17 protein-coding genes are annotated in these 23,575 nt (G+C 67.1%); 6 read left to right on the forward strand and 11 right to left on the reverse strand.

Annotated features, from left to right (window positions below):
• Window positions 1–68 precede the first annotated feature (68 nt).
• Together KIH78_RS02735 and KIH78_RS02740 are read right to left on the reverse strand one after the other, a co-directional pair.
• Window positions 69–2,516: a PASTA domain-containing protein gene (locus tag KIH78_RS02735; RefSeq protein ID WP_219131117.1), complete on the reverse strand. Its 2,448-nt coding sequence runs from the start codon at window positions 2,514–2,516 to the stop codon at window positions 69–71.
• Between the two features lie 165 nt (window positions 2,517–2,681).
• Window positions 2,682–3,302: a DUF5701 family protein gene (locus KIH78_RS02740; RefSeq protein ID WP_214315779.1), complete on the reverse strand. Its 621-nt coding sequence runs from the start codon at window positions 3,300–3,302 to the stop codon at window positions 2,682–2,684.
• Window positions 3,303–3,588: 286 nt separating this feature from the next.
• Between KIH78_RS02740 and asd the strand changes: the two genes are divergently transcribed.
• Window positions 3,589–4,683 carry an aspartate-semialdehyde dehydrogenase gene (gene asd, locus KIH78_RS02745; protein ID WP_219131118.1) on the forward strand — a complete coding sequence of 365 codons (1,095 nt, stop codon included), beginning with the start codon at window positions 3,589–3,591 and terminating at the stop codon, window positions 4,681–4,683.
• 316 nt (window positions 4,684–4,999) lie between these two features.
• Complete coding sequence (locus tag KIH78_RS02750; RefSeq protein WP_219131119.1) at window positions 5,000–6,169, forward strand: ATP-binding protein; 1,170 nt, start codon at window positions 5,000–5,002, stop codon at window positions 6,167–6,169.
• A 179-nt stretch (window positions 6,170–6,348) separates the two neighbouring features.
• Here the strand turns inward: KIH78_RS02750 and KIH78_RS02755 are convergent, their stop codons facing one another.
• From KIH78_RS02755 to KIH78_RS02765, 3 genes are all read right to left on the reverse strand, one after another.
• Window positions 6,349–6,912 carry an ACT domain-containing protein gene (locus tag KIH78_RS02755; protein ID WP_219131120.1) on the reverse strand — a complete coding sequence of 188 codons (564 nt, stop codon included), beginning with the start codon at window positions 6,910–6,912 and terminating at the stop codon, window positions 6,349–6,351.
• An 84-nt stretch (window positions 6,913–6,996) separates the two neighbouring features.
• The gene (locus KIH78_RS02760) at window positions 6,997–7,761 is read right to left on the reverse strand and encodes an aspartate kinase (RefSeq protein WP_214315775.1); all 765 of its coding nucleotides are present in this window, start codon (window positions 7,759–7,761) and stop codon (window positions 6,997–6,999) included.
• A gap of 440 nt (window positions 7,762–8,201) precedes the next feature.
• A complete protein-coding gene (locus tag KIH78_RS02765; protein WP_219131121.1) occupies window positions 8,202–11,720 on the reverse strand; it encodes a SpaA isopeptide-forming pilin-related protein in 3,519 nt (1,172 codons plus the stop codon).
• A 406-nt stretch (window positions 11,721–12,126) separates the two neighbouring features.
• Between KIH78_RS02765 and KIH78_RS02770 the strand changes: the two genes are divergently transcribed.
• Window positions 12,127–13,281: a class C sortase gene (locus KIH78_RS02770; RefSeq protein WP_219131122.1), complete on the forward strand. Its 1,155-nt coding sequence runs from the start codon at window positions 12,127–12,129 to the stop codon at window positions 13,279–13,281.
• Window positions 13,282–13,352: 71 nt separating this feature from the next.
• Here KIH78_RS02770 and recR read toward each other — a convergent pair whose 3' ends face one another.
• Window positions 13,353–13,955, reverse strand: coding sequence for a recombination mediator RecR (recR, locus tag KIH78_RS02775; protein ID WP_214315770.1), 603 nt, complete (start codon window positions 13,953–13,955; stop codon window positions 13,353–13,355).
• Between the two features lie 15 nt (window positions 13,956–13,970).
• Window positions 13,971–16,964, reverse strand: coding sequence for a DNA polymerase III subunit gamma and tau (locus tag KIH78_RS02780; protein ID WP_219131123.1), 2,994 nt, complete (start codon window positions 16,962–16,964; stop codon window positions 13,971–13,973).
• Window positions 16,965–17,144: 180 nt separating this feature from the next.
• Here KIH78_RS02780 and KIH78_RS02785 point away from each other — a divergent pair, with 180 nt between their 5' ends.
• On the forward strand, window positions 17,145–17,744 hold the full coding sequence (locus KIH78_RS02785) for a TetR/AcrR family transcriptional regulator (protein ID WP_219131124.1): 600 nt from the start codon (window positions 17,145–17,147) through the stop codon (window positions 17,742–17,744).
• A gap of 37 nt (window positions 17,745–17,781) precedes the next feature.
• Here the strand turns inward: KIH78_RS02785 and KIH78_RS02790 are convergent, their stop codons facing one another.
• The 4 genes from KIH78_RS02790 to KIH78_RS02805 form a co-directional block, all read right to left on the reverse strand.
• Window positions 17,782–18,951: a diacylglycerol/lipid kinase family protein gene (locus KIH78_RS02790; RefSeq protein ID WP_219131125.1), complete on the reverse strand. Its 1,170-nt coding sequence runs from the start codon at window positions 18,949–18,951 to the stop codon at window positions 17,782–17,784.
• 143 nt (window positions 18,952–19,094) lie between these two features.
• On the reverse strand, window positions 19,095–19,481 hold the full coding sequence (locus tag KIH78_RS02795; RefSeq protein WP_219131126.1) for an Rv3654c family TadE-like protein: 387 nt from the start codon (window positions 19,479–19,481) through the stop codon (window positions 19,095–19,097).
• 8 nt (window positions 19,482–19,489) lie between these two features.
• Window positions 19,490–19,891 carry a TadE/TadG family type IV pilus assembly protein gene (locus tag KIH78_RS02800; RefSeq protein WP_338024105.1) on the reverse strand — a complete coding sequence of 134 codons (402 nt, stop codon included), beginning with the start codon at window positions 19,889–19,891 and terminating at the stop codon, window positions 19,490–19,492.
• A gap of 2 nt (window positions 19,892–19,893) precedes the next feature.
• Window positions 19,894–20,184 carry a DUF4244 domain-containing protein gene (locus tag KIH78_RS02805; protein WP_214315760.1) on the reverse strand — a complete coding sequence of 97 codons (291 nt, stop codon included), beginning with the start codon at window positions 20,182–20,184 and terminating at the stop codon, window positions 19,894–19,896.
• A gap of 1,456 nt (window positions 20,185–21,640) precedes the next feature.
• Between KIH78_RS02805 and KIH78_RS02810 the strand changes: the two genes are divergently transcribed.
• On the forward strand, window positions 21,641–22,480 hold the full coding sequence (locus KIH78_RS02810; RefSeq protein WP_236034374.1) for a P-loop NTPase: 840 nt from the start codon (window positions 21,641–21,643) through the stop codon (window positions 22,478–22,480).
• Between the two features lie 81 nt (window positions 22,481–22,561).
• Window positions 22,562–23,566 (forward strand): ATPase, T2SS/T4P/T4SS family, encoded by a 1,005-nt coding sequence (locus KIH78_RS02815; protein ID WP_219131128.1) that lies wholly within the window; start codon window positions 22,562–22,564, stop codon window positions 23,564–23,566.
• The last annotated feature ends 9 nt before the right edge of the window (window positions 23,567–23,575 follow it).

The following is a 23,575-nucleotide window of genomic DNA, read 5'->3' on the forward strand; positions in this document are numbered from 1 at the left end:
ATGACACCGTCACCCGGCCGCGAACCGACCGCATCATGTTCAACCGGACAACCGCCGCAAAGCCGCCGCTACTTCCCGAACACGCCGCTGTAGAACGTGTACTCCATGTCCGAATCGGACTCATCGTTGGTCAGGGCTGGCCCGGGCAGCGTGGAGTGGCTGGACGCGACGTCACCGCCGCCGGCCCACATCCGCTGCTGGTCGCCGAGCTTCGACGTGTCGTAGCCCTTGGGATACAGCGTGAGCTTGCCGCACGGGTCCATGCCCACCGGCTTGGTGACGGTCACCTTCATGCCGTCCTTGATGCTGGACGAGCCGACGGTGCCGTCGATCTTCAGCGCGCTCGCATCGCATTGCAGCGTGTACGTGCCGTCGGCGTTCTTCACGGCCGACTTGAAGCGTCCGGTATAGGTCGACTCCGCCATCGAACCCTTCGGATAGCCGTCACCGGTCACGCCGGCGTCGATGTCCTGATAGGAGCCCTTGAACGTGCCATCGGCGCCGATCTCGAGGCTCGCGCCCCACGCGCCCGCGCCGGAGGCCAGCGCGTAGTCGTCGGCCGCGGCGGCCTTCATCGCCTCGGCGAGGACCTTGTCCATCTTGCCGCTGCCGGACTTGCCCTCAGACGAACCGGACGAATCCTTCACGCCCGCGACCTTCGCATCAGGCAGCGAATCCCAATCCAAGTCCCCGTTCTGCTCCACCAGGTAGTACACCGTGGCGTCGCTCGGCGCGGGCTTGACGGGTTCGAGCGGGTTCTTGCCGTTGACGTTGCCGGGCACGAACGGATCGATCCACGCGCTGTCCGCCTTGATGCCCACCTCGGTCTCGTCGTACAGCGAGGAGTCGCGCATCACGATGAACGGGCGACTCGTGTCCACGGCCTTCTGCTTGTTCGCGGCGGCGAGCGCGGACTTGTCGAAGTAGCCGGAGTCCTCGATGCTCTTGAGGTCGGTGCCGACGGGCACGTAGACGAGGAAGTCCTTCATGCGGAAGGTCAGACCGGTGTTGCCTTGCGGAGACGCGCCGCTGCTGAGGTCGTACGTGCGGTAGGTGCCGTTGTCGCAGTAGGAGCCGAAGTCGAACTGGGAGACGGTGCTCCCGCAATTGGGCAGGCCCATGCCGGCGTACAGTTCGAACGCGCCGGTCTTGCCCATGAGCAGGTGGTTGGCCATGGGCAGGTCGCTGTCCTTCGCGCCCGGATAGCCCTGGTTGGAGAGCATGACGCCGCCGACGTCCTGCGACCAGTTGTTGAGGCCGAGGGTGTCGTAGTCGTTGTCCGCGGGGCGTTCCTTGATCTGCATGAATCCGCCGCCCACGCTGTCGGCGCCGTAGGGGCCGTCGGCTTCCTCAAGGGTGATGCAGTCCTTGGAGGCATCGGTCACGGTGGCCTTGCAGTACATGCCGATCATAGGCGTGGCGTCGTTGTTGACGACCTTCATGGCGTAGTCGCCGCTGCCGGTGGTCTTGCTGAGCAGGTCCTTGGTGCTGGACGCGTCGACGCCGTAGTAGAGGGTGACGCTGTCGCCCTTCTCGAGCGTGGATCCGGGGGCCGGGTAGCTGCCGGAGATCTTGCCCACGTACTGTTTGGAGGAGAAGTGGGGTTCGAGGTCCACGTCGTAGCCTTGGGCCTGCAGCGCGTTGAGCGCGGTGTTCTTGTCCTGTCCGAGGATGTCGACGGGGATGCCGTCGCCTTTGTGGGTGACGCCGATGTAGATGCCGTCGTCCTTGTCGTCGTCCGAGAGCCCGGTGCCGGGCGTGGGCCAGGTGACGCCGACCTGTCCTTCGGGGGTCTTGCTGTCCTGCGAGATGACGACCTGCTTGTAGTGGACGGGCACGCCCATGCCGTTGAACGTCTTGACGACGTCCGTGGCTTTCTTGCCGACCGTGCCTTTCGGCACGCCCGGTCCGGCCGACTCGCGCACCGTGACGGTGCTGCCCGCCTTGACGCGCTGCCCTTCCTTCAGCCCTTGGTAACCGAGGAACGTGCCGGACTGTTCGCCGGAGAACTCGGTCACCGTCTTCGTCTTCAGACCCTTGTCCTTCAGCGCCTCGGTCACGGCCTTCGCCGTGACGGCCGACTTCTTCGACTGTTTCGCGCTGGTTTTGCCGCCGGCCTTGCCACCGTCCGTTCCATCGGTTCCGTTCGTTCCGGCGGCGAGGCTCGCGACGTCCGGCAGGCTCTTGCCGCCCCACAATTCCGCCCGATACGTCAGGAACGCCGCTACACCGCCTGCGACGGCGAGGACCAGCAGCGTGACGATGACGACGATGAGAAGCGTCTTCTTGTTGCGGCCGCCCTTCGCCGGTTCGCCGGCGGTGCCCGATGCGGCCGGACCGGGCATGGGGACGGCCTGCGGCGGCATGGGTACGGGACCGGGCATCGGCACCGGCGGCATGCCGGGCGTCGGGGGTGCTCCGGCCGCCGCATCAGGGGCGCCGGATAGTGGCGCGCCGCATTCCACACAGAATCGGGCGCCGTCGTCATTGGGGGTGCCACACCTCTCGCAGTTCATCCTGGCCTTCTCTCTCCAAGCGTGATGACTACGGTCCAGTCTACCGGCTGCGGGTGTATGGCGGGCGAATCACGGCGGACTGTGAGGCGCGGTGGACGGGACGGATCCCAAGTGGGCGGGACGGGCTGAGGCGGACAGATGGGAGAGGACGGGCAGGAGAGGACGCTACCGGAAGAGGCTCACTCCCCTGCGCGCGGTGCAGTAGGCGTTGCCGAGCCAGGTGTGACGCGAATTGGGCCATACCGCACCCAATCGCGGCGCATTCTGGCTCATCCAGATGCTCGGCACGCGACCGTCGGCGGAACGGGAGCCGAGCAGGTTGAACCCGTTCTTCTCCAACAGCCATTCCGGATGCTGCGTGGCGATGGCGAGCCCCTCCTCCAAGGTGAGCGGCATGCGCTCGTCGGAGTCGATGAGCTTGCGCGCCACATCCGGTTCACGGTTGATGTAGCAGGTGCCGGTGTGCGGGTTCACCACCAGATAGAACGGGCCTTCAGGCGGCTCGAACCCATCTTGGGGCAGGAAACTCGCGATGTCGCGCGGAGGCATGGTGGTGAACCCGGCCATGCGGTTGATGGAGGTACGCGCGATGAGCGACTCGGGCGACACCAGCTCCCTGGTGGGCACCAGCAGGATGTTCGCACCGAGGTCGCTGTGCTCGAGCGCATCGATGAGCGGGTTGGCGAGCGCGCGGAACGCGGCGGCGCTCATGTCCGCCACGTCCGGGTATCCCAATGCCACGATCCGATCGAGCTGCCTGCGGGCTTCCTGTGATGCTGTCGACATGCCTACCAGCCTACCGCGCCGACCCGTCCGCACAGCGCACCCCGGAAGCCTCTCTCAGCGAAACAAGTCGGAACAGTCCAACCAAATCACGTCGCCAACACTCCTCTCCGCGAAACAAGTCGGACACGATCCGACGAACCACATCGCAAACACCCCGCAACCACCCCGCCAACACCCCGCAGCACCGGCCATCATATGGGCACCGGCACGCCGCGGCCCCCACGGTTCCGTAGGATTGGACATCACGTGTGTAATCCGCCCAACCGTCTCATCCAAGGGGTTTGCAATGTCCGAAAAACTGAAGGTCGGCGTGCTCGGCGCCACCGGCATGGTCGGCCAGCGTTTCATCACGCTGCTGGAGAACCACCCGTGGTTCGAGGTGACCACCGTCGCCGCGTCCGCGCACAGCGCCGGCAAGACGTACGAGGAGGCCGTCGGCGACCGTTGGAAGATGGAAGCGCCGATGCCGGAATACGTGAAGCACATGACGGTGGTCGACGGCGATGACGCCGAGAAGGTCGCCGCGGGCGTCGACTTCATGTTCTCCGCGGTGAACATGCCGAAGGACCAGATCCGCGCCATCGAGGAGCGCTACGCGAAGACCGAGACCCCGGTGGTCTCCAACAACAGCGCGCACCGCTGGACCCCGGACGTGCCGATGGTCGTGCCGGAGATCAACCCGGAGCACTTCGCGGTCATCGAGCATCAGCGCAGGAGGCTCGGCACCACGCGCGGCTTCATCGCCGTCAAGCCGAACTGCTCGATCCAGGCGTACACGCCGGCGTTGGCCGCATGGAAGGAGTTCGAGCCGCGTGAGGTGGTCGTGAGCACGTATCAGGCGATCTCCGGCGCGGGCAAGACGTTCAAGGACTGGCCCGAGATGGTGGGCAACATCATCCCGTTCATCTCCGGCGAGGAGGCGAAGAGCGAGAAGGAACCGCTCAAGGTGTTCGGCCATGTGGACGCCGAAAAGGGCGAGATCGTGCCGTTCGACGGCCCGCTCAAAATCACCTCGCAGTGCATCCGCGTGCCCGTGCTCGACGGCCACACCGCCACCGTGTTCATCAACTTCGGGAAGAAGGCCACGAAGGAGGAGCTCGTCGACCGTCTGGTCAACTACACCTCCGAGGCCGCGAAGCTGGGTCTGCCGCACGCGCCGAAGCACTTCATCCAGTACCTCACCGAGGACGACCGTCCGCAGGTGAAGCTGGACGTCGACTACGAGGGCGGCATGGGCGTCTCGATCGGCCGTCTGCGTGAGGATTCGATCTTCGATTGGAAGTTCGTGGGACTCGCGCACAACACGCTGCGCGGCGCCGCCGGCGGCGCGCTCGAGTGCGCCGAGATGCTCAAGGCGCTCGGCTACATCACGAAGAAGTAAGCCGGCGCGGTCGGATGCCGACCCGACCGACGATTCACCAGGCCCGTACACCAGGCCCATACATCAGGCCCGTGCCGCCGGATACGTCCGCGGCACGGGCCTTTTGCGTCGGCCGGCATGATCTTCGCACCGCCGCGACCTCACGTGGCGCATTCGCCCCACCTCCCCGGCCGACATCGTTCTTCTGCACAAGAAATCATCTCTGATTTCCAGATTTTTTCTTCTACGGAAGAAAAAATTCTGAAACAGTCATATACTTTCTTTCATGAAAGAAAGCAGACCTCTGATTGACCGTCCACGGTATCTTGACCGCATCATGCCGTTTGTAGGTACCGGCGACGTCATCAAGGTGCTGGTCGGGCTACGGCGCAGCGGCAAATCGGATATGCTGCGACTTATCCAACGCCGGCTCGTGGCCGAGGGCAACAACCCGAGTCAGTTCATCTCGATGAACTTCGAGGATTACGCCCTCTCCAAATACCATGATCCCGACGTGCTGTACCCGTATCTCATAGAGCGCCTCGACGCCGTCGAAGGCACCCCATACATCTTCCTCGACGAAGTGCAGGAGGTGCGTGGGTTCGAGAAAATCGTCAACTCCCTTCGCTCGGCGACAAGGGCCGATGTGATCATCACCGGGTCGAACTCCACGCTGCTGTCCGGCGAGCTCGCCACCTATCTGGGCGGACGCTACGTGCAGTTCGAAGTGTTCCCGTTCGGCTACTCCGAATTCGCCGACGCGCGGCGTCAAATCCATGGGGATGACTCCTTCGACGCGTTCCTCCGTGAGGGCGGCATGCCGTTCGTCGCCACTGGCGACTGGGATGAGGAAAGCCGACGCACTTATCTGACGGACATCTATCGTTCCGTGGTGCTGCGCGACGTGGTTCGCCGCCACAGGATCCGTGATGTGGCGCTATTGGAGCGTATCGTCATGTTCGCGATGCAGAACACGGGCAACATGCTGTCCTCCAGCGCCATCGCCGCATATCTCAAAGCGGAACGCATCGACGTGAGCCCGCAGACGGTCATCAACTATCTCGAATACTGCCGCGAGGCGTTCCTGTTGGAGCGTATGAACCGCACCGATTTGGTCGGCAAGCAGGTGCTGAAGACCTTGCAGAAATACTATGTGGCCGACCACGGGCTGCGTGGCGCGATCGTCGGCGACGGCACCGCACAGATCCAGGGCGTGCTGGAGAACATGGTCGCCATGGAGGGACTGCGCCGCGGGTATACGGTCTCGGTGGGCGCCGTCAATGGCAAGGAGGTCGACTTTGTCTTCGACAAAGGTTCGCAACGACGATACGTGCAGGTGACGTATCTTATCGACAGCGACAAGACCGCGGAACGGGAGTTCGGCGTATTCCGTGACGTTCCGGATAACTATCCGAAGACCGTGGTGTCGATGGACCCGATCCTGCGTCCCCGCGACGGCATCGAACACCGCCGCGTCGACGAATTCCTCCTCGCCGAGGACTGGTAACGGCAGGCCGCACGCCACCGCGACCGTGAGATTCGGAGACCACTCGATCGCCGATATCCAACATCAGGAATCGAAAACGCCCTCCCGCGTAAAGCACACGGGAGGGCGTTCGACCGGCCCCCTCGGGGAAACGGCCGACTGCGGGGAGTTCATCCACCGCCGGCTCGATTACCGGATAATCAGCGGCCGGTGCCTCCGTAGACGACGGCCTCCACCTTGTCGGCGTCGAGGCCGTAGGCGGTGTGCAGGGCCTTGACGGCCTCGTTGAGCTGGTCGAGCGGCACGAGCGCGGCGATGCGGATCTCGGAGGTGGAGATCATGAGCACGTTGATGCCGTGTTCGCTGAGCGCGGTGAAGAACTTGGCGGCGAGGCCGGAGTGGGTCTTCATGCCGACGCCCACCACGGCCACCTTGCCCACGTTGGTGTCCACGTCGAACGACTTGTAGCCGAGTTCGTCGTGGTTGTCGAGCAGCGCGTTCTGCACGGCCTTCACGGAGGATTCCGGCACGGTGAAGGAGATGTCGGCGGTGCCGGCGGAGGAGCCGGCCTGCACGATCATGTCCACGTTGATGCCGGCGGTGGCGAGTTCGGTGAACACCTTCGCCGCCATGCCGGGCTCGTTGGGCACGCCGCGCACGGTGGCGAGCGCTTCGGTGCGGTCGTGCGCGATGCCGGAGATGACGGGCGCTTCGGGGCCGAGGTCGGGGAACAGGTCGCCCATGGATTCGTTGCTGTCGTTCATTGTCGTCGCTTTCGGTTTCGTTGCGGTTCGTTACGTTTCGTTACGGTTCAGTCGTCGCGTTGCGGTTCGGCGCGGTTCGTTGCGTCAGTCGATGTTCGGCAGGCTGCGCGGGTCGACGCCGTCGGGCACGACGAGCGTGCCGGGACGGTGGGAGAAGGAGCTGCGCACGTGCAGCGGCATGTTGAACCGCTGCGCGTATTCCACGCATCGCAGGGCGAGCACCTTGGAGCCGCAGGAGGCCATTTCGAGGATGGCGTCGTACCCGGCGTAGGGGATGCGGCGCGCGGTGGGCACGATGCGCGGGTCGGCGGTGAAGATGCCGTCCACGTCGGTGTAGATCTCGCAGATGTCGGCGCCGAGGGCCACGGCGAGCGCGACGGCGGACGTGTCGGAGCCGCCGCGGCCGAGCGTGGTGGCGTCACCCTTCGCGTTGATGCCCTGGAATCCGGCCACGATGGCGACATCGCCCATGGAGAGCGCGTTCTTCACGCGTTCCGGCTTAACGGCCTTGATGTGGGCGGCACCGTAGCGCGCGTCGGTGAAGAAGCCGGCCTGTTGTCCGGTGAAGGAGTGGGCGCGGCTGCCTTCCGCGTGGATGGCCATGGCGAGCAGGCTCATGGAGATGCGTTCGCCGGCGGTCATCAGCATGTCCATCTCGCGTTCCGGCGGGTTGGAGTCGATGCTGAGCGCCTGGTCGATGAGGTCGTCGGTGGTGTCGCCCATGGCGGACACGACCACCGCCACCTTGTTGCCTTTTTTCTTCGTTTCGACGACGCGCTTGGCCACACGTTTGATCGAATCCGTATCGGCGACCGACGAGCCGCCGTACTTCTGCACGATGAGCGCCACTGCAGTCCATTCTCTCTAAGGGTTCGAGAGGCGTTGCCCCTGTCTTGCCTCCGCTATTCTACGTAAGCGGGACGATTATAAGGAGCAGCCTTTGCGCCGCAGGCGTCCGCACCCACCATGCGGACAGGATGGACAGGTTCCGAACAGTCCCGAACAACTCCGAACAACCTCCGTTCCGACGGTTTCCCATGGGCTTTCCCATGGTTCGCCAAGACCATCGCATCGTTGCGCCAAGGTCGGCGCGGTTATATGGGTCTTGCCGGCGAACGGAAGCAGCACACGGAAGCGAGCCGGCGAGGTCCGCAGGAATCCTCCCCAATGGTTCCCGTGGATCCCATAACCATAACTGAAATTCCTTCTTCTCTCTTCCTCTCTCCTTCGGGGCCCGGTTCCATGGTTCGCCATGGAACCGGGCCTTTTCTGCGTCACGCCGACGCGGATCACCGCAGCCCGCACAGGCCGCCGCGACGAGCCTTCCGCGCGGCCATCGCCACGGCGGCCGCGGCCAACGCCAGTCCGCCGCCGATGATGAGCCAGTCCAGCGCGGAGCGACCGCCGGTGAACGGCAGTGCGGAGAGCTGCTGCAGGTTGACGATGTGGTTGTCCAAGACCGGCTTCCCGTCGACGCCGGTTCCGTCGACCGCGACGTCCGTGATGGTATGGACGCCGGTTTCGATGGTGAACGTGTAGCTCACGTTCGCGGGCAGCTGGTAGCCTTCGGGCGCCTTGGTCTCGGTCAGCGTGTACGTGCCGGCCGTGAGTCCGGTCACCGTGAACTTGCCTGCGGCCTTGTCCGTGTCGTTGCCGTCCGCGGCGCACGACGAGGAGACGCAGTCCTTGACCGTCTTGACGACGTTGCCGGCCTTGTCCGTGATGGTCCATTCGGAGCCGGCGAGCGCGTCGCCGTCGCCGTCGGTCTTCGTCCAGGCGACGCCCATCGCCTCGTCCTCGACCTGGTTCACGTTCAGCGGGGTCTGCTCGTCCTGCTTGGTGAGCTTGATCTGCTCCGTGGAGCCGTCGACCACGCGGAACGTGTACGTGGCGCCGTTCAGCCAGTAGCCTTCCGGCGCGGTCTTCTCCTTGAGCGTGTACGTGCCGGCGGGCAGGTCGGTGTTCTTCACTTCGAACTGGCCCTTGGCCGTGTCCACGTCGAGCAGGTCGCCCGATTTCGCTGTGCATCCGTCGGTCTCGCAGTCGACGATGTCCTTCGACCACGTCGGGTCGTCGGTCTTCGTGATCGTCCACGTGGATCCGCCGAGCAGGGCGTTCGTGTCGGCGTCGACCTTGTTCCAGTGGAGGCCGGGCAGCGGCTTGTTGACGATGCCGCGCGCGACGCCGTCGTGGTCGTCGTCCACCACCGCGGCGTCGTTCGCCGTGGAGTTGGTCTTGATCTCGATTTTCGGCGCCACGGTCTGCGTGGCCGACGTCGTGAAGGAGTACACGGCATCCGATTTCGCGTATCCGGCCGGCGCGGTCTCCTCCGTGAGCTCGTATGTCATGTCCGGCTTCAGGTTGTCGATGCTGAAGGCGCCGTCGTCCGGGTTGTTGTCGCGTGCGTCGTTGTCGGTCACGATGATTGACACGACGCCGTCCGCGTCGCCCTTGCGATGCATCCAGCAGCCGTTCTGGCTCGTGTTCTTCTCGTCACGCTTGTCCATAGTCGGGCAGGACGCGTCGTAGCCGAGACGGTCGTTGTTCACCGGTGCCGCGTTGGTGTACGTGTACTTGCCATCGTCGTTCTTCTTGCCGGTGGCGGCGGACACGCGCCACGAGGAGCCCTTGAGCGCCTTGTGGTCGGTGGAGTCGTCGACCTTGTTCCATGCGGCGGAGTACGGGGTGGAGAGGATTACGCGGCCGTTCGAGCCGAACGCGCCGCCGGACAGGCGTGCGCCGTTGTGCTGGAACGTGACCTTCGCGCTTTGCCACGCGGACTGCCACTTCGCCTGGCCTTCCGCGTTGAGCACGGCCTTGAGGCCGATGCCGCCGTACGTGTTCTGCTGGCCGCTCTTGTTCCAGTACTGCTGGATGGTGGTGGGCGAATCCTGCTTCGTGGAGGCGTCGACGGTGGTGTACCGCTTGTACTTGCCGTCGGTCAGGCTGGGGTTGTCCTCGTCGTCGTACTGGTCGGAGCCGTCGGTCTTGTAGGCGCGCACCGCGTCCTTGCCCTGGCCGCCGCTACCGGCCTGCCATTCGTCGGCGTAGCCGCTGGCGGTGGTGCGCGGCTGACCGTCCCAATACCAGTCGACGGTCTTGGTGCCGCGGTCCGTGAACCAGGTGTCGAGCAGCTGGAACGCGTTCTCCTGCACGTGGCTTCTCTTGTAGTAGGGGCTCATGATCGCCAGGTCGGAGCCGGCCTCGGTGGGCGCGTCCGTGGACGTCGCGTTGTCCGTGTTGCCGTCGATGGCGCTGCTCACGCTGTTCTCCTTCAAGGCGATGTTGCCGCTCTTGGATGCTTCGGACACGCCGGAGGGGCAGAACCACAGGCCGCCGCCGAAGTGGCCGGCCGTGTTCTGGGTTGCGGCCGCCGGGCCCACGTAGGAGACGGTGTATTCCTCCGTGTAGATGGCGCCGCCGAGATAGCCGGACACGTTGCCGGAGAACTCGCCGCCGAGGAAATAGCCGTACGACGTGGTGTTCTTCTTTGCATCGTCCCAGTATCCCTGCAGGAAGATGGCGCCGCCGGCGCCGCCGGCTTTGATGCTGCCGGTCGCCTTGCCGCCGTTGAACGCGACCGGGTCCGCCGTGTCCTCGCTCGCCCAGTTGTTCGTGAACGTGGGCTTCGTCCCGTCCGCGGCGTTGGCGACGTTGAGTTTGCCGTGCACGTACAGGGCGCCGCCGCCGCTGCCGTACGCCCTGGCGTTCGTGTGGTTGCCGTCGAACGTGCCGCCGGTGATGCTCACTTCGCCGCCTTCGGCGTACAGGGCGCCGCCGCCGGCGTCCGCAGTCCGGTCCGGCGTGGCGATGGCGCTGTTGCCGGTGAACGTGCCGCCCTCGATCGTGGTGGAGCCCTGGTCCTGGGATACGACGCCGCCGCCCTGCATCGTCGCGGCGACCTTGGCCGTGTTGTTCGAGAACGTGCCGGCCTTGATGGTCAGCTTGCCGTTGTTGTGGATGACGCCGCCCTGCGAGCCTGCCACGTTGCCGTCGGCCGTGCCGTCGGCCGCGATGCCGAACGTGCCGCCGTCGATGACGGTGACGCTTTGCGCGCCGCTCTGCATGAAGACGCCCGCGGCGAACGACGTGACGTTGCCGGTGAACGTGCCTCCGTGCACGGCGAGCGCGACCTTGGCCTTGTCCGATCCGTAGACCACGGCGCCGCGCACCGCCTTGTTGCCGTCGAACGTGCCGCCGTTGACGACGATCACGCCGCCGTCGGCGTACGCGACGCCGCCCTCCCTGTATTCGGCGGCGTTGCCGTTCAGGTCGATGCCGCTGAACTCGCCGCCGTTGACGACGAAGCTGCCGCCCGTGGCGACGTGCGCGAAGCCGCGTGCGCCGTTGCGGTACGAGAATCCGCCGTCCTGCGCGTCCTTGCCGATGTGCAGCGTGGCACCCGCGGCGACGTCGAACAGCCTGCCGCCCGCGGTCGTTCCGGTCAGGGACGCCTTCTCACCGGTGGTCGCGGTCAGGGCGATGTTGCGGGACACCGTGACGGTGGCGGCGTCGGCCGGCACGTCGTTCACGGTGCCGGTGATGGTGACGAGACCGTCGCCTGAAGCGTTGCCCACGCAGTCGGCGAGCGCGGCCCACGTGGCGACGGCGGCGCAGTCGGTGCCGTTCGCGGTGGTCACCGTCGTCAGCACCGGCGCGGGGACCGTCGGGAAGCCCTCATCGGTCGTACCGTCCGAGGCGCCGGCGGCCGTCGCGGTGGACGCGGCCCAGCCGCCGCCCACGCACATCGCCGCGGCGGCGACCAGTCCCGCCGCCCGTGTCCATATCCGCTTCCGATCCATGGTCATCGGATTGTTCCTTCCATATCCCTTCGGTTCACCGTCCTCCGGCCGTCGCACGCCGTTCCCGGACCGATCCGCGGTCCTGTTCCGCACCGTCCGACGCCATCCGTCGGCACCGCCGAACGGCATGACGGACACATCGGGGTGAACCCTATGCAATAGACACCGTTTTACCCCCTATTTCCGACATCCGGACCGCAACGAACGGCAATGGACAACAACGCTCATTCCATATCACCGGACCGGAGCCGAGCCATGTCCCCGTTTCCCCGATGCAGGACGACGTCCGCATCGGGGGATACGGGTGTTTGCACGCCGCCGGACGGGCGGAGTAACGTAGCGCTCGAACACAGACACCTCGAAAACGGCGGAATCACGGCCGTCTGGATGTCGACGGGGAAGGAAGGCACGCATGGCATTCTGGCGCAGGAAATCGTCGCGGCGGGACGCGGCGACGGAACCGGACTCCCTGCACAACGGGCCGGACCCCGCATCGGACGCCGGCGACGGCAACAGTGACGGCGTCCCTCCCCTGCCGTCGTTCGAGGACGCCACCGACATCACGGACCTCATGGCCGAACGCCGCCGCCTCAAACGCAACCTGCTGGCGATGCGCATCGTCACGATCCTGCTGCTCGCGGCGGCCATCGCCGTGGCCGCGTTCCCGATCGTCCTGCAGTTCAAATCGGACCGCGAACTGGCCGCCACCACCGCCACCACCGCGCGAACCGTGGCCGGATGGCCCTACCCGCAGGCGGAGGACAAGCTCAAAGCGGCACATGAATACAACGCGAAGCTCGCCGCCTCCGGACAACCCGTGCTGGGCGAGGCCGTCGACCCGTTCACCGCGGCGCAGGGCGGCTCGCACGCGAGCGGCAACGACACCGCCTCCGCGAAGGACCAGGAGTACCAGTCGCTGCTGGATTCCGGCAACGGCATCATGGGCACCATCAAGGTGCCGAAGCAGTCGATCGAACTGCCCATCTACCACGGCACGTCCGAACAGGCACTGGCCTCCGGCGCGGGGCACCTGTACGGGACGAGCCTGCCGGTGGGTGGCAAATCCACGCATTCGGTGATCACCGGACACCGCGGCCTGGTGGAGGCGCTCATGTTCACGCGTCTCGACGAGGTCAAGAAAGGCGATTTCTTCTACATCGAAGTGATGGGCGAGACCCTCGCCTACAAAGTGGACCGGATCACGGTGATCCTGCCGGACGACACCTCGCAGCTGAAGATCACGCCCGGCGAGGACCGGGTCACGCTGATGACGTGCACGCCGTACGGCGTGAACACGCATCGTCTGCTGGTGTCCGGGCATCGCGTGTCGATCCCGCTGCCCGCGCCCGAGCCGGGCGACGTGCATGACGCGCGCAACATCGGCCTCGCGGTGGGCTTCGGCGTGCTGCTGGCGGGCTGGTGCGCGGTGGCGTTCGCCAGGCGGCATCAGACGGCGCGCATCATGCGTCACGCCGCGTTCTGGCCGTGGGACGGCACGCCGCGCGGGAACGCGGTCGACCCGTTGGCGCCGGCGGAGCCGAACGATCCGTCAGGCGCATCGGATTAAACGGGCTCGACGCGATCGTCGGCCCGGCCGGACCGACTGGGCTGACGATCCCATCGGACTGACGGACCGTCTCACGCCTCCCGACGGCCGGCGAGCGCGCGGCCGAGCGTGATCTCGTCCGCGTATTCGAGGTCGGAGCCGACGGGCAGGCCGCTGGCCAGGCGCGTCACCTTGATGCCGAGCGGGCCGAGCAGCCGGCTCAGGTAGGTGGTGGTGGCCTCGCCTTCGATGTTCGGGTCGAGCGCGAGGATGATCTCCTTGACCTCGTCGGTCTTGAGCCGGTCGAGGAGCCCGGCGATGTTGAGGTCGTTGGGGCCCACGTTGGCCATCGGGTTGATGGCGCCGCCGAGCACGTGGTAGAGGCCGCGGTATTCGCGCGTGCGTTCGATGCTCATCACGTCCTTCGGCTCCTCCACCACGCAGATCACGGTGTGGTCGCGGCGCGGGTCCGCGCACACCGGGCAGGGGCTGGTTTCGCACACGTTGCCGCAGATCTCGCAGAACCGCACCTTGCGTTTGACCTCGATGATGGCGTCGGCGAGGTCCGTCGCCTCCTGTTCGTCGGCGCTGAGCAGGTGGAACGCGATGCGTTGCGCGCCCTTCGGCCCGATGCCGGGCAGTTTGTTGAAGGCGTCGATGAGGTTCTGGATCGCGCCGTCATATGCCAATGCCATTCGTCGTTCCTTTCGTCACTCGTCGTGCTTGGGCGCGGCGTGCATGTTGCGCGGGTTGTGCGGGTCGTCGGCCGCGAACTCCTCGACCTTCTTCACCTCGAACAGCTTGCGCAGGTCGTCCACGCTCATGGCGGTGGCCACGCCCAGCGACTCGTCGTCCATCGAGTATTCGTCCTCGTCGGCGTCGACCTGCGGGCCGGCCGGCGGTGCAGCGGCTCCTTGCGGGGCAATGCCTCCCTGCGGGACGTTCCGCACGTCCTGCCGTCCGGCCTGCGGCATGTTCCACGGATCGTCGGCGACGGGCGATGGCTGCGCGGGGGCGGACTGTGCGGCCGTCGCGTTCATAGGATGCGACGGCACAGGCCCGACGGGCGTGTTCCACGGGTCGTCCGGGGCGGTGGGCGGCGGCACGTCCTTCCACGGGTCGTCCTGCGCCGCCGGCGAGGCCGCATGCTGCCAGGGATCGGCCGGAGCGGACTGCGGCGGCGCGGGGCGTACGGAGCTTTGCGGCCGCGCGGCGTTCGTCGCGTTCGTCGCGTTCACCATGTTCGGCACGTTGGCGGCACCGGCGGCATGCTCCGCTCCCCCGACGTTCATCGGCTGCGTCGGCATCGGCCTGACGGGCGTGTTCCACGGGTCGTCCGGGGCGGCGCCGGCGGACGCCTGCGACGCGGGCCGTGACGCGGGCTGGGCCCATGGGTCGGTGTCGTCGCTCAGGTCGGGGACGGCCACATGCTTGTGGTGATGTTCGCCCTCATGCCGTTCGTCCCGTCGTTCCGCACGCCCGGCATGTGACGGGTCGTCCGTGGCGGCACCCGGCTTTGCGGGCGCGGACGCGACGGGAGCGGCCCATGGGTCGGCGTCGTCATCGGCGGAGCCGGACGAGGCGGACGTCGCCGTCGGAGCGGACGTCGCCGCATCGGAGGCCGCGGACGGCTCGGCGCCGGCGGAAGCCGTGCCGGCGGGACTTTCCGACGCGCCTGTCCCTCGGTGGCTGTCGTCGTCGTCCGCGGCGGCGGACGGTTCGGACGCCGGCGAGGCCGCGGGTTCGCGGGTCCCCTGGTCCTTCTCCTCCGTCTGGAGCTTGGCGGTCGCGGCGCGCAGGTTCTCCTGGAGCAGCTGCGCTTTGATGCGCTGCCGCTCGGTCTCGGGCAGCTTGCTCAACGGGGGCGCCATCTGGCCGTCGGCCATCTTCTTCGTGGGTGCGAGGCTCACGTCCTTGCCGAAGACCTCGCGCACCTTGGCACGCAGGATGTCCACCACAGAGGTGGCGCCGTCGACCGGCTCGCCGGCCACGGCCATGGCGAACGCGTATTTGTTCAGCGGCTTGTCGAATTTGATCCACAGGCACTGACGGCCGTTCGTGTTCGCCTTGAGCAGCACGCGGGGCACCTTCGTACGGTCCACGTAGGCGCGCACGTCGGCCGGCAGGGAGGCGACCAGGGCGTCCCACCGCTGGTCCGTGGTCCGGGTGTCCGACTGCTGCGCCTGCGGCGCCGCAGCCCCGGTTCCGCCCTGTGCAGGCTGCGCCGCCGCGGATGGCGCGGGAGTAGCCGGCTGCGCGGACTGCTGTCCGGCGTGGGACGTGTCCGTGTTCGGCCGCTTCGGGGCCGAGGCGTCCGCCGCGTGCGGCGTCGTGCCTCCGGTGTTCCCCGACGGGGAGGCCGCGGTCTGGTGGTTGCGTTCGGTGCCGGCGAACCCGCCGCCCGATTGGACGGCATGCTGGTTGCGTGCGCTGCCCGCGAAACCGCCGGCGTTGCGCGCGGCGCCGGCGAACCCGCCATGCGCATTTCCCCGCGCGCCGGCGCCCGACGTGCCATTCCCGGCGGCGCTCTCCGCGGACATCCCCGGAACGGACGGACCGACGCCGCCGGCCTGCGCCGCAGGCGCGGCGGCGAACCCACGTTCCGCGCCGGCCAGCAGTCGGGCGGCGAGGAGCTCCAGACGCATGCGTGGGGAGATTGCGCCGGTCATCGAACCCAACGTGTCGTTGATGATGTCGGCCATCGCGGTGAGCGGCCCCAACCCGAGCGCGGCCGCCTGACGGTGCAGGTCGCCCATCTCCTCGGCCTCGGCCGTATCGGACAGTACGCTTTCCGCGCGGTCCCCGGCCAAGGTGAGCACGAGCAGGTCGCGGACGCGCGCCAGCAGGTCCTCCACGAACCGACGCGGGTCGAACCCGCCGACCACGACCTTCTGGATGACGCCGTACAGTTTCTCCCCGCTCTTGTCGATCACCGCGTCGACGGCCTCGCCGATGAGCGCCTCCGGCGTGAAGCCGAGCAGCGCCACCGACGCGTCATGCGTGATCACGCCGTCCACCGCGCCCACCATCAGCTGGTCGAGCACGGAGAGGGTGTCTCGCACGGAGCCGCCGCCGGCGCGCATCGCCAGCTTGAGCACGCCCGGCTCGGTCTTGATGTGCTCGTCCTCGCAGATCTTCTCCAGATACGGTCCCATCACCTCGGCCGGCACCAGACGGAACGGGTAATGGTGGGTGCGGGAGCGGATCGTGCCGATCACCTTGTCCGGTTCGGTGGTGGCGAAGATGAACATCACATGCTCCGGCGGCTCCTCCACGATCTTGAGCAGCGCGTTGAAGCCCTGCGGCGTGACCATGTGCGCCTCGTCGAGGATGAAGATCTTGTACCGGTCGCGTGCGGGCGCGAATCCGGCGCGTTCGCGCAGTTCACGGGCATCGTCCACGCCGTTGTGCGAGGCGGCGTCGATCTCCACCACGTCGATGGAACCGGGGCCGCCGGTGGCGAGGTCCTTGCAGGATTCGCATTCGCCGCACGGATGCGAGGTGGGGCCCTTCGCGCAGTTCACGCAGCGCGCCAGGATGCGCGCCGAGCTGGTCTTACCGCAGCCGCGCGGACCGGAGAACAGGTACGCGTGCGTGAGCTTGCCCTCGTCGAGGGCGCGCATGAGCGGGACCGTCACCTGGTCCTGGCCGATCACCCCCTCGAAGGTGTCCGGGCGATAACGTCGATACAGTGCAAGTGCCATAGTCTCCAACCTACCTCAAACCGAATACCCGTCGCGCCCGTGCGGACGGACGGAAACGAACGCCGCCGAGGCGGCGCGTGCGGCGCGGTCGCCGGCGGCATGTGACGCGTACGGCGTCGGCATACGGCGAATCGCGCGGGTCATGCCGCTACCCGTGCATCGTTCAGTACACTGGGATGCATGAGTAGTGACACGGTGTCAACGACGATGGGCAAGGGCGACGCGCGGCGCAGGACGATCGTGCGCGCCGCACGCGATATCTGCCTGGAGAAGGGCTTCTCCAAGATCACGGTGAGCGACATCGCGAACCGCGTGCATATGACCAGATCGTTGTTCTACCACTACTTCGACGACAAGGACGCCGTGGCGGACGCGGTGCTCGACGACGTGGTCGGCGAGATCCTCGCCAAGCTCGAGGCCTGGGACAAGGCCCGCGAGACCGGCAACATCAGCAAGGCGCTGGACGACATCGTCCGGCTCACGCGCTCCCTCATCGCCGACGAGGGCCCGTTCTCCGCCCGCATGATCCACGAGGGCAACGCCGAACTGTACATCCGGTTCGTCGACCGCATCGCCGATCGCATCGCCGATCTGCTCGAGCGGACCACGGTGCGCGACTTCGAGGAGCGGCACGGGCTGCCCATCGAGAACGTGCACGAGACGTTCTTCACGCTCATCGTGGGGCTCATCTCGCTCATCCGCTCCCATCCGGACGTCACCGACGCCACGTTGAAGGCCGTGGTGGCGCAGACCCTGCACCTCACCGACTACATCCGGTGACCCCGCCGGCCGGCGGGGTCGTCGGGGTCATGCCCCATCACAGGAACTCGCCGGTCACCGGGTCACGCCCATCCCTGGACAGCGCCTCCAGCACCTGCTCCTCGCCGTGCCGTCCACGCTGTTCCCGCTGCCATGCGGCCACGGCCGGAGGCACGAGCACGCGCAGCGACAGACCGTCGGCCCGCACACGCACCGGCAACGTGCCGACGTACTCGCCGTCGGCCATGAGCACGGGAGGCTCGTCGCCTTCCGCGGCGCGTGTGACCTCCACGTCGCGGACCCGTTTCCAGCCGAACACCCGGGAGCCGAGCAGACGGCCGTTGTAGCCCTTGCTGATCGCGTCCGCGATCTCCAACGGCCCGGGCATGTGGTCGATCCACACCAGGTCGAGCAGACCGTCGTCGAGTCTCGAGTACGGCGACACTTCGAGCCCGCCGCCGATGTAGCGCGCGTTGGCCACGGTGATCATCGGCGAGATGATGTCCCGTTCCTCCACGCTGCCGTCCGCCAGCGTGGCCTTCACGTGGTAGCCGTACCGTTTCAGGTCCGTCACCTCATGGAGCACCGCGGCGAAGTAGCGCAGCGAGCCTCCCGGCAGCCGCGAATGATTGGCCCGGTCGTTGATGCTTGCGTCCAATCCGCAGTTGAGCATGCCGGCGTAGTACCGGTCGAAGGCGGGAGCGTCGCCGTCCGCGGACGTTCCTCCCGTGGCACGTCCGGACTGCGACGATGCCGACGGATTCGGATTGCCGCTCGTCGGGTCGGCCCGACGGGCGCCGTCAAGCGCGGTCACCCGCCCCAGGTCCACGTCGACGTACGATCCGCGCACGATGGCGCCCACGATGCCTTCGACTGCGGTGCCGATCGCGTTGACCGGCAGACGCAGCCCACGGGCGAAATCGTTGCCGGAACCGACCGCGACGATGCCCAGCGGCTTGCCGCTGCCACCGACGGCGTTCACGCCGAGCGCGATCATGCCGTCGCCGCCGACCGTCACCAGATAGTCATAGTCGTCGATCCTCATGCGGGCATTGGCCAGCGAATCGTCGAAGCTCGCTCCGGTCAGGTCGATCGTCTCAAACCCGTAGCGGCTTCCCGACTCCTCGAGCAGGGACGCCACCCTACGTCCGAAGGAGGCACCCTTGCCCTTGCCGGACACGGGATTGCCCACCATCGCCACGACCGTACGTTGCTCTTTGTGCTGCATATTGCTCACGATAACCGACCCGGTCTCGAACCCGCCAGCGACGGTTCCGGACGAATCGTACGGTTATGGGACGGACTGCGGCCGAAGACGCATGAAGACCACGACGGACGGGAAGCGCACGACGGACGCCTACGGTCCTGCGGTCAGTCGCACGACACGGGCCCGGCGCGGGACCATACGGACAATTCCCGCAGGAACGGCACATCGGTGTCCACGGTCACACGGACCGTCACGTCGCCGTCGTCGGCCGGAACGCCGCCATCGGACCCGTCCGCTGAGGCTCCGGACACGCAGGCCTTCAAAGCCGCGCCGTTGGCCTCGGCCACACGGCCGGCCACCGCGCACGGATCCGCGGCGCCATGCAGCAACGCCGTCGCCGCCGACAGCGCGGTCGTGTCGGAGACACCGCGAACCATCGCATGCCGCGCCACCAGATGGCCGGCCATGGCCGTCGCGGCGATCAACGTGGCCGCAAGCATGACCAACGCCACGCCGGCCATCGTGCCGGAGCCCTCATCGGCGATCCTCATGCCACGCATCATGCCGTCACCCCCACGGCCCTGCCGGTCACCCGGACGGGCAGCACGCCCATCGGATCCGGCACCACCGGACAGGAGGTGGTGACCGTCACCGTGTCGCCGGACGTGACGACGTCCGCCGAGACCCCGGTCTTCCCCGCGGCCGCGGAGGCCGCGGCCTGCGGGTCGGATCGCGAGGCGGCCACCGCCGCCCGGGCAGCGGCCGAGGCGGCGTCCTGACAGGAGATCTGCACGGCCGCCACGCGGGTGAGGGAGAGCAGCAGAATCGCGAGCGCGGCCACCACGGGCAGCACCACGGCGAACTCGGCCGTCACCGTTCCAGGATCGGATGCGTCCGTGGCCTTGTGCGCGGACGGGCGGGAAGGCGGCCGCCGCGCGCGACGCAACATGCGGGGGTTCATGGTCAGCCTCCCATCGTCAATGCCTTCTTGACGATGTCAAGCAGCATCTTGCGCACGGTTTCGGATTTCATGATGGTGACCAGCAGCGCGGCGAATCCGGTGGCGGCGACGAGCACCACCGCGTATTCGGCGGTGACCGCCCCCTCTTCGGGGTCCTCGCCCAGGGTGCGCATGCGCGCGTCGAGCACGCACAGGTTCGCCCATATCCTTTGCCGGACTCCCGTCAGGCGCTTTCCGACGGTGGTGGGCGCGCCGTGCCCGTGCTCGCCGTTGATGGGGATGGCGGCGTTCATAGTCGACTCCTTTCGTCGTTTGCTGTCCGATGCATGTCCCGCACGCTCCGAGCGACGGCGGACGCTCCGGGCCGGTCGGGACGGTTCCACTGTGACCGAGTCGGCACGGTGCAGGCAAGCCGTGCGGGCAATGTGGACGGAGCCCCCCGGGTTATCCACATCACGGCGTGTCATCCACAGGAAATGTGGACAACCCACGCGGTTCACGACCCCTGGGCCAGCGCGACGACACGCCGTGGATCCACGGCAATCGCACACACCGGAACAAACCGGCCCCGGAAACGCTCAGAAACATCCAAACAAGGCATCATCGCGCGCAGATTCTTCCATTTGAGCAAAGATTCGCACATGGCACCGTTCCGGGTTGCACGCCGGGAACGAGCGGCCTAGATTATGAACTACAAGGACAACCGAACAGAGCAGAGCCCACAAAGAGTAATGGTCACGAGGACTGATACGTTGGACGGGCATTGGAAAGACTTACCGTTGCAACGATGATGTTGTGCTGAGATTCTGCTTCTCGATTGGACTTGTAGGGAGACCCGCTTCGGCGGGTCTCCCTTTTTTCATTCCACGGACCGGAAACGAAGGGGCGGATGAACAAAGGAAAAGCCCGGCCGTGGGGCCGGGCTTCGAAAGGAGAGAGGAAGAAGAAGGGATTCAGTTATGCGGCTTTTTGCGGCCTGACTTCATATAACCGTACGAACATGCGTGTGTCGTGCGCGTTGTCTGGGAATTCCATGGGACCTATGGAACCGCCGCGCACCGTCGAATCACCGGATGACGGCCGTGAGGGCGACGGCTCCACCAGCCACCAGCCACCAGCCACCAGCCACCAGCCACCAGCCACCAGCCACCAGCCACCAGCCACCAGCCACGGTTATCCACATTTTCTGTGGATGACACGCCGCGTTGTGGATAACACGGGGGGCTCCGTCCACATTGCCCGTACAGCTTGCCGTCATGCCCGGCCATGAGCTGCAATCGAAGCATGAGCCACTCACTACACCCCTCTCCCGGCAGGTCCATCGCCCGGAGCATCACTTCGACCAGACCGGCACCGGCGAAGACGCCGGCAAGGCCCGCACTACCTCCCCCGCTTCCGGCTTTGCCGGACACGCCGCCCGCATCCCGCGGCGCCAACACCTTGCCCAGCACCGCCGAGCACACCGGCGACGCCGGCATCATCGCGGCGCCCGCGTACACGCCCACATCCACGGAGGTCGCCGCCCCCGCCCCGCCACGCGCCGTGGTCTCGGCCCGACGTCCCACACCGCAACGGCACTATGCGCGAAGCACCCTCGCACCATCCGCATCGGCCGGCCCGCAATCGTCGACGCCGACATCACGCCGGCATGCCGCAGGACAGCCGAAACGGGACGTCGGCGACACCGCGCGGGGGATCGCACGCACGCCACGCACCTCCAAAGGCGCGGCCGAACGCACCACCAAACGTATGCGGCGCACACCCACACGCATCCCAGCGCGCTCCAAGACTCCACGTGGCGACGCCGGACCTGGGACCTCCGCGGAAGCTTCCGCATCCGGAAAGGCCGACAACCTCATCGTGTTCACCTCGCCCAGCGGAGGCGTGGGCACCAGCACGCTGACGGCCCTCATCGCGCTCACGCTCCACGCGCGCGACCTGCGGTGCGCGCTGCTGGACGCCGACCTGGACGGTGGCGGCCTCGGCGTCCTGCTGGGCATCGAACACGAGCCCGGGCTCACGTTGCAGGACCTCGACGCCCCGCTGGGACGCATCGAAGGCGAGGCCCTCGGTCAGGAGCTGCCGCATTGGGAGGACATGGGCGTGCTGGCGCACACACCGTGGCGCGGCGACGCCCCCGAATGGTGGGAGCTGGAGGCCGCCGCGCAGGCGTTGGGCGAAACCAACGACGTGGTGCTCGTCGACGCCGGACGCGGACGCACGCTGGAGGAGACGCCGCTGCTGGCCGGTTCGAGACGCATTGTCCTGACGGAGCTGTCGGTTCTGGGCATGGTCCGCGCGAAGGCGCACATCGCCGCGATCGGGCGTCATGGAGGAGACGCACCGCTCCTTGTCGGCGCGGACCCACAGGGGGCGCCGCGCAGGTCCGCCGCGGACGCGTTGTCCACCGCGGACGCCATCGCCTATCTGGACGACGATGTGCTCGGTCCGTTGCGATGCGCACCCGCATTATGCGCGGACCTGCTCGCCGGCCTCGGCATACGGGCCGTCCCGCGCCGCAACAGACGCGTCTGCGAGGCCATCGCGGTCCACATCACCGAGGCGCTCGGCATCGAGCCGCAATGGTGACGTGACCATCGCAGGGCGGCCCGATACGGCCCGAGCCACGCGAATCATCCGAAACCCGGCATCGAAGAAAGGAGCCGCACCATGGAGCCGATACTTGGCCCGCTCGAAGAGCTGGCGCAGGACCGCCACGTCACCGACATCGCGGTGACCTGCGACGGCCGCGTATGGGCGGATCGCGGCGAGGGCATGCGCGAACATCACCCACGTGTGCCGTTCCGCTCCCCCGAGGTGGTGCGCGAGTACGCGGTGCGGTTGTGCGCGCAGATGGGCAGACGGCTCGACGACGCCCAGCCGATCGCGGACGCATCGAGCGTGCTGGGCGTCCGCGTGCATGCGGTGATCGCCCCGCTGGTGCCACGGGGCGCCGCCATTTCGATACGTTTGCCGGACCGTGTGTCCCCCACCCTGATGGACCTGTGCAGGCACGGCATGTTCCCGCCCATATGGCTGCCGGTGATGTACGGGCTGGTGACCGGGCGCGCCACCGTGCTGGTCACCGGCGGCACGGGGACCGGCAAGACCACGCTGGTCAAGGCCATGTTGGGCGAATGCCGCGGCGAGGAGCGTGTCGTCACCGTGGAGGAGGTACGCGAGCTGGGGTCCCTGGCATCGGCGAACCATGTGTCGCTGGTGACCAGGGAGGCGAACGTGGAGGGCGCGGGCGCCATCGGGCTGTCCGATCTGGTGAAGGCGACGCTGCGCATGCGCCCGGACCGGGTGGTGCTGGGCGAATGCCGCGGCGAGGAGGTCGCCGATCTGCTGCGCGCCTACAATTCCGGCCATCACGGTGGTCTGACCACGTTGCACGCGGACAGCGTGGAGCGGGTTCCCTCGCGTCTGCTGGCGTTGGGGCTGCTGGCCGGTCTGGCGCCGCAGGCCACGGCGATGCTGGCGTGCGACGCGTTCGACGCGGTATTGCATGTGGAGCGCGGCCAAGGCCGGCGACGGGTGGCGCAGATCGGCGTGTTGATTGACCGGGACGGTCGCCTGGAGGGACGCCCTCTGGCGGTGTGGGATGGCGGCGACACGGTGGCGACGCTGCCCGGTTGGCCCCGGTTCGCCGCCCGTTGGATGACGGGCGGGTGAGACGGATGT

Origin of the sequence: Bifidobacterium saguinibicoloris, assembly GCF_019331725.1 — a bacterium.
Lineage (GTDB): Bacteria > Actinomycetota > Actinomycetes > Actinomycetales > Bifidobacteriaceae > Bifidobacterium > Bifidobacterium saguinibicoloris.

Excerpts from the sequence above, each read along its gene's own strand:
- KIH78_RS02800 (WP_338024105.1), bottom strand. The coding sequence starts at position 19,891 with ATGAACCCCCGCATGTTGCGTCGCGCGCGGCGGCCGCCTTCCCGCCCG.
- KIH78_RS02790 (WP_219131125.1), bottom strand. The coding sequence starts at position 18,951 with ATGCAGCACAAAGAGCAACGTACGGTCGTGGCGATGGTGGGCAATCCC.
- KIH78_RS02765 (WP_219131121.1), bottom strand. The coding sequence starts at position 11,720 with ATGACCATGGATCGGAAGCGGATATGGACACGGGCGGCGGGACTGGTC.
- KIH78_RS02780 (WP_219131123.1), bottom strand. The coding sequence starts at position 16,964 with ATGGCACTTGCACTGTATCGACGTTATCGCCCGGACACCTTCGAGGGG.
- recR (WP_214315770.1), bottom strand. The coding sequence starts at position 13,955 with ATGGCATTGGCATATGACGGCGCGATCCAGAACCTCATCGACGCCTTC.
- KIH78_RS02805 (WP_214315760.1), bottom strand. The coding sequence starts at position 20,184 with ATGAACGCCGCCATCCCCATCAACGGCGAGCACGGGCACGGCGCGCCC.
- KIH78_RS02735 (WP_219131117.1), bottom strand. The coding sequence starts at position 2,516 with ATGAACTGCGAGAGGTGTGGCACCCCCAATGACGACGGCGCCCGATTC.
- KIH78_RS02785 (WP_219131124.1), top strand. The coding sequence starts at position 17,145 with ATGAGTAGTGACACGGTGTCAACGACGATGGGCAAGGGCGACGCGCGG.
- KIH78_RS02815 (WP_219131128.1), top strand. The coding sequence starts at position 22,562 with ATGGAGCCGATACTTGGCCCGCTCGAAGAGCTGGCGCAGGACCGCCAC.
- KIH78_RS02750 (WP_219131119.1), top strand. The coding sequence starts at position 5,000 with ATGCCGTTTGTAGGTACCGGCGACGTCATCAAGGTGCTGGTCGGGCTA.
- KIH78_RS02770 (WP_219131122.1), top strand. The coding sequence starts at position 12,127 with ATGGCATTCTGGCGCAGGAAATCGTCGCGGCGGGACGCGGCGACGGAA.
- asd (WP_219131118.1), top strand. The coding sequence starts at position 3,589 with ATGTCCGAAAAACTGAAGGTCGGCGTGCTCGGCGCCACCGGCATGGTC.
- KIH78_RS02810 (WP_236034374.1), top strand. The coding sequence starts at position 21,641 with ATGCGGCGCACACCCACACGCATCCCAGCGCGCTCCAAGACTCCACGT.
- KIH78_RS02795 (WP_219131126.1), bottom strand. The coding sequence starts at position 19,481 with ATGAGGATCGCCGATGAGGGCTCCGGCACGATGGCCGGCGTGGCGTTG.
- KIH78_RS02755 (WP_219131120.1), bottom strand. The coding sequence starts at position 6,912 with ATGAACGACAGCAACGAATCCATGGGCGACCTGTTCCCCGACCTCGGC.
- KIH78_RS02740 (WP_214315779.1), bottom strand. The coding sequence starts at position 3,302 with ATGTCGACAGCATCACAGGAAGCCCGCAGGCAGCTCGATCGGATCGTG.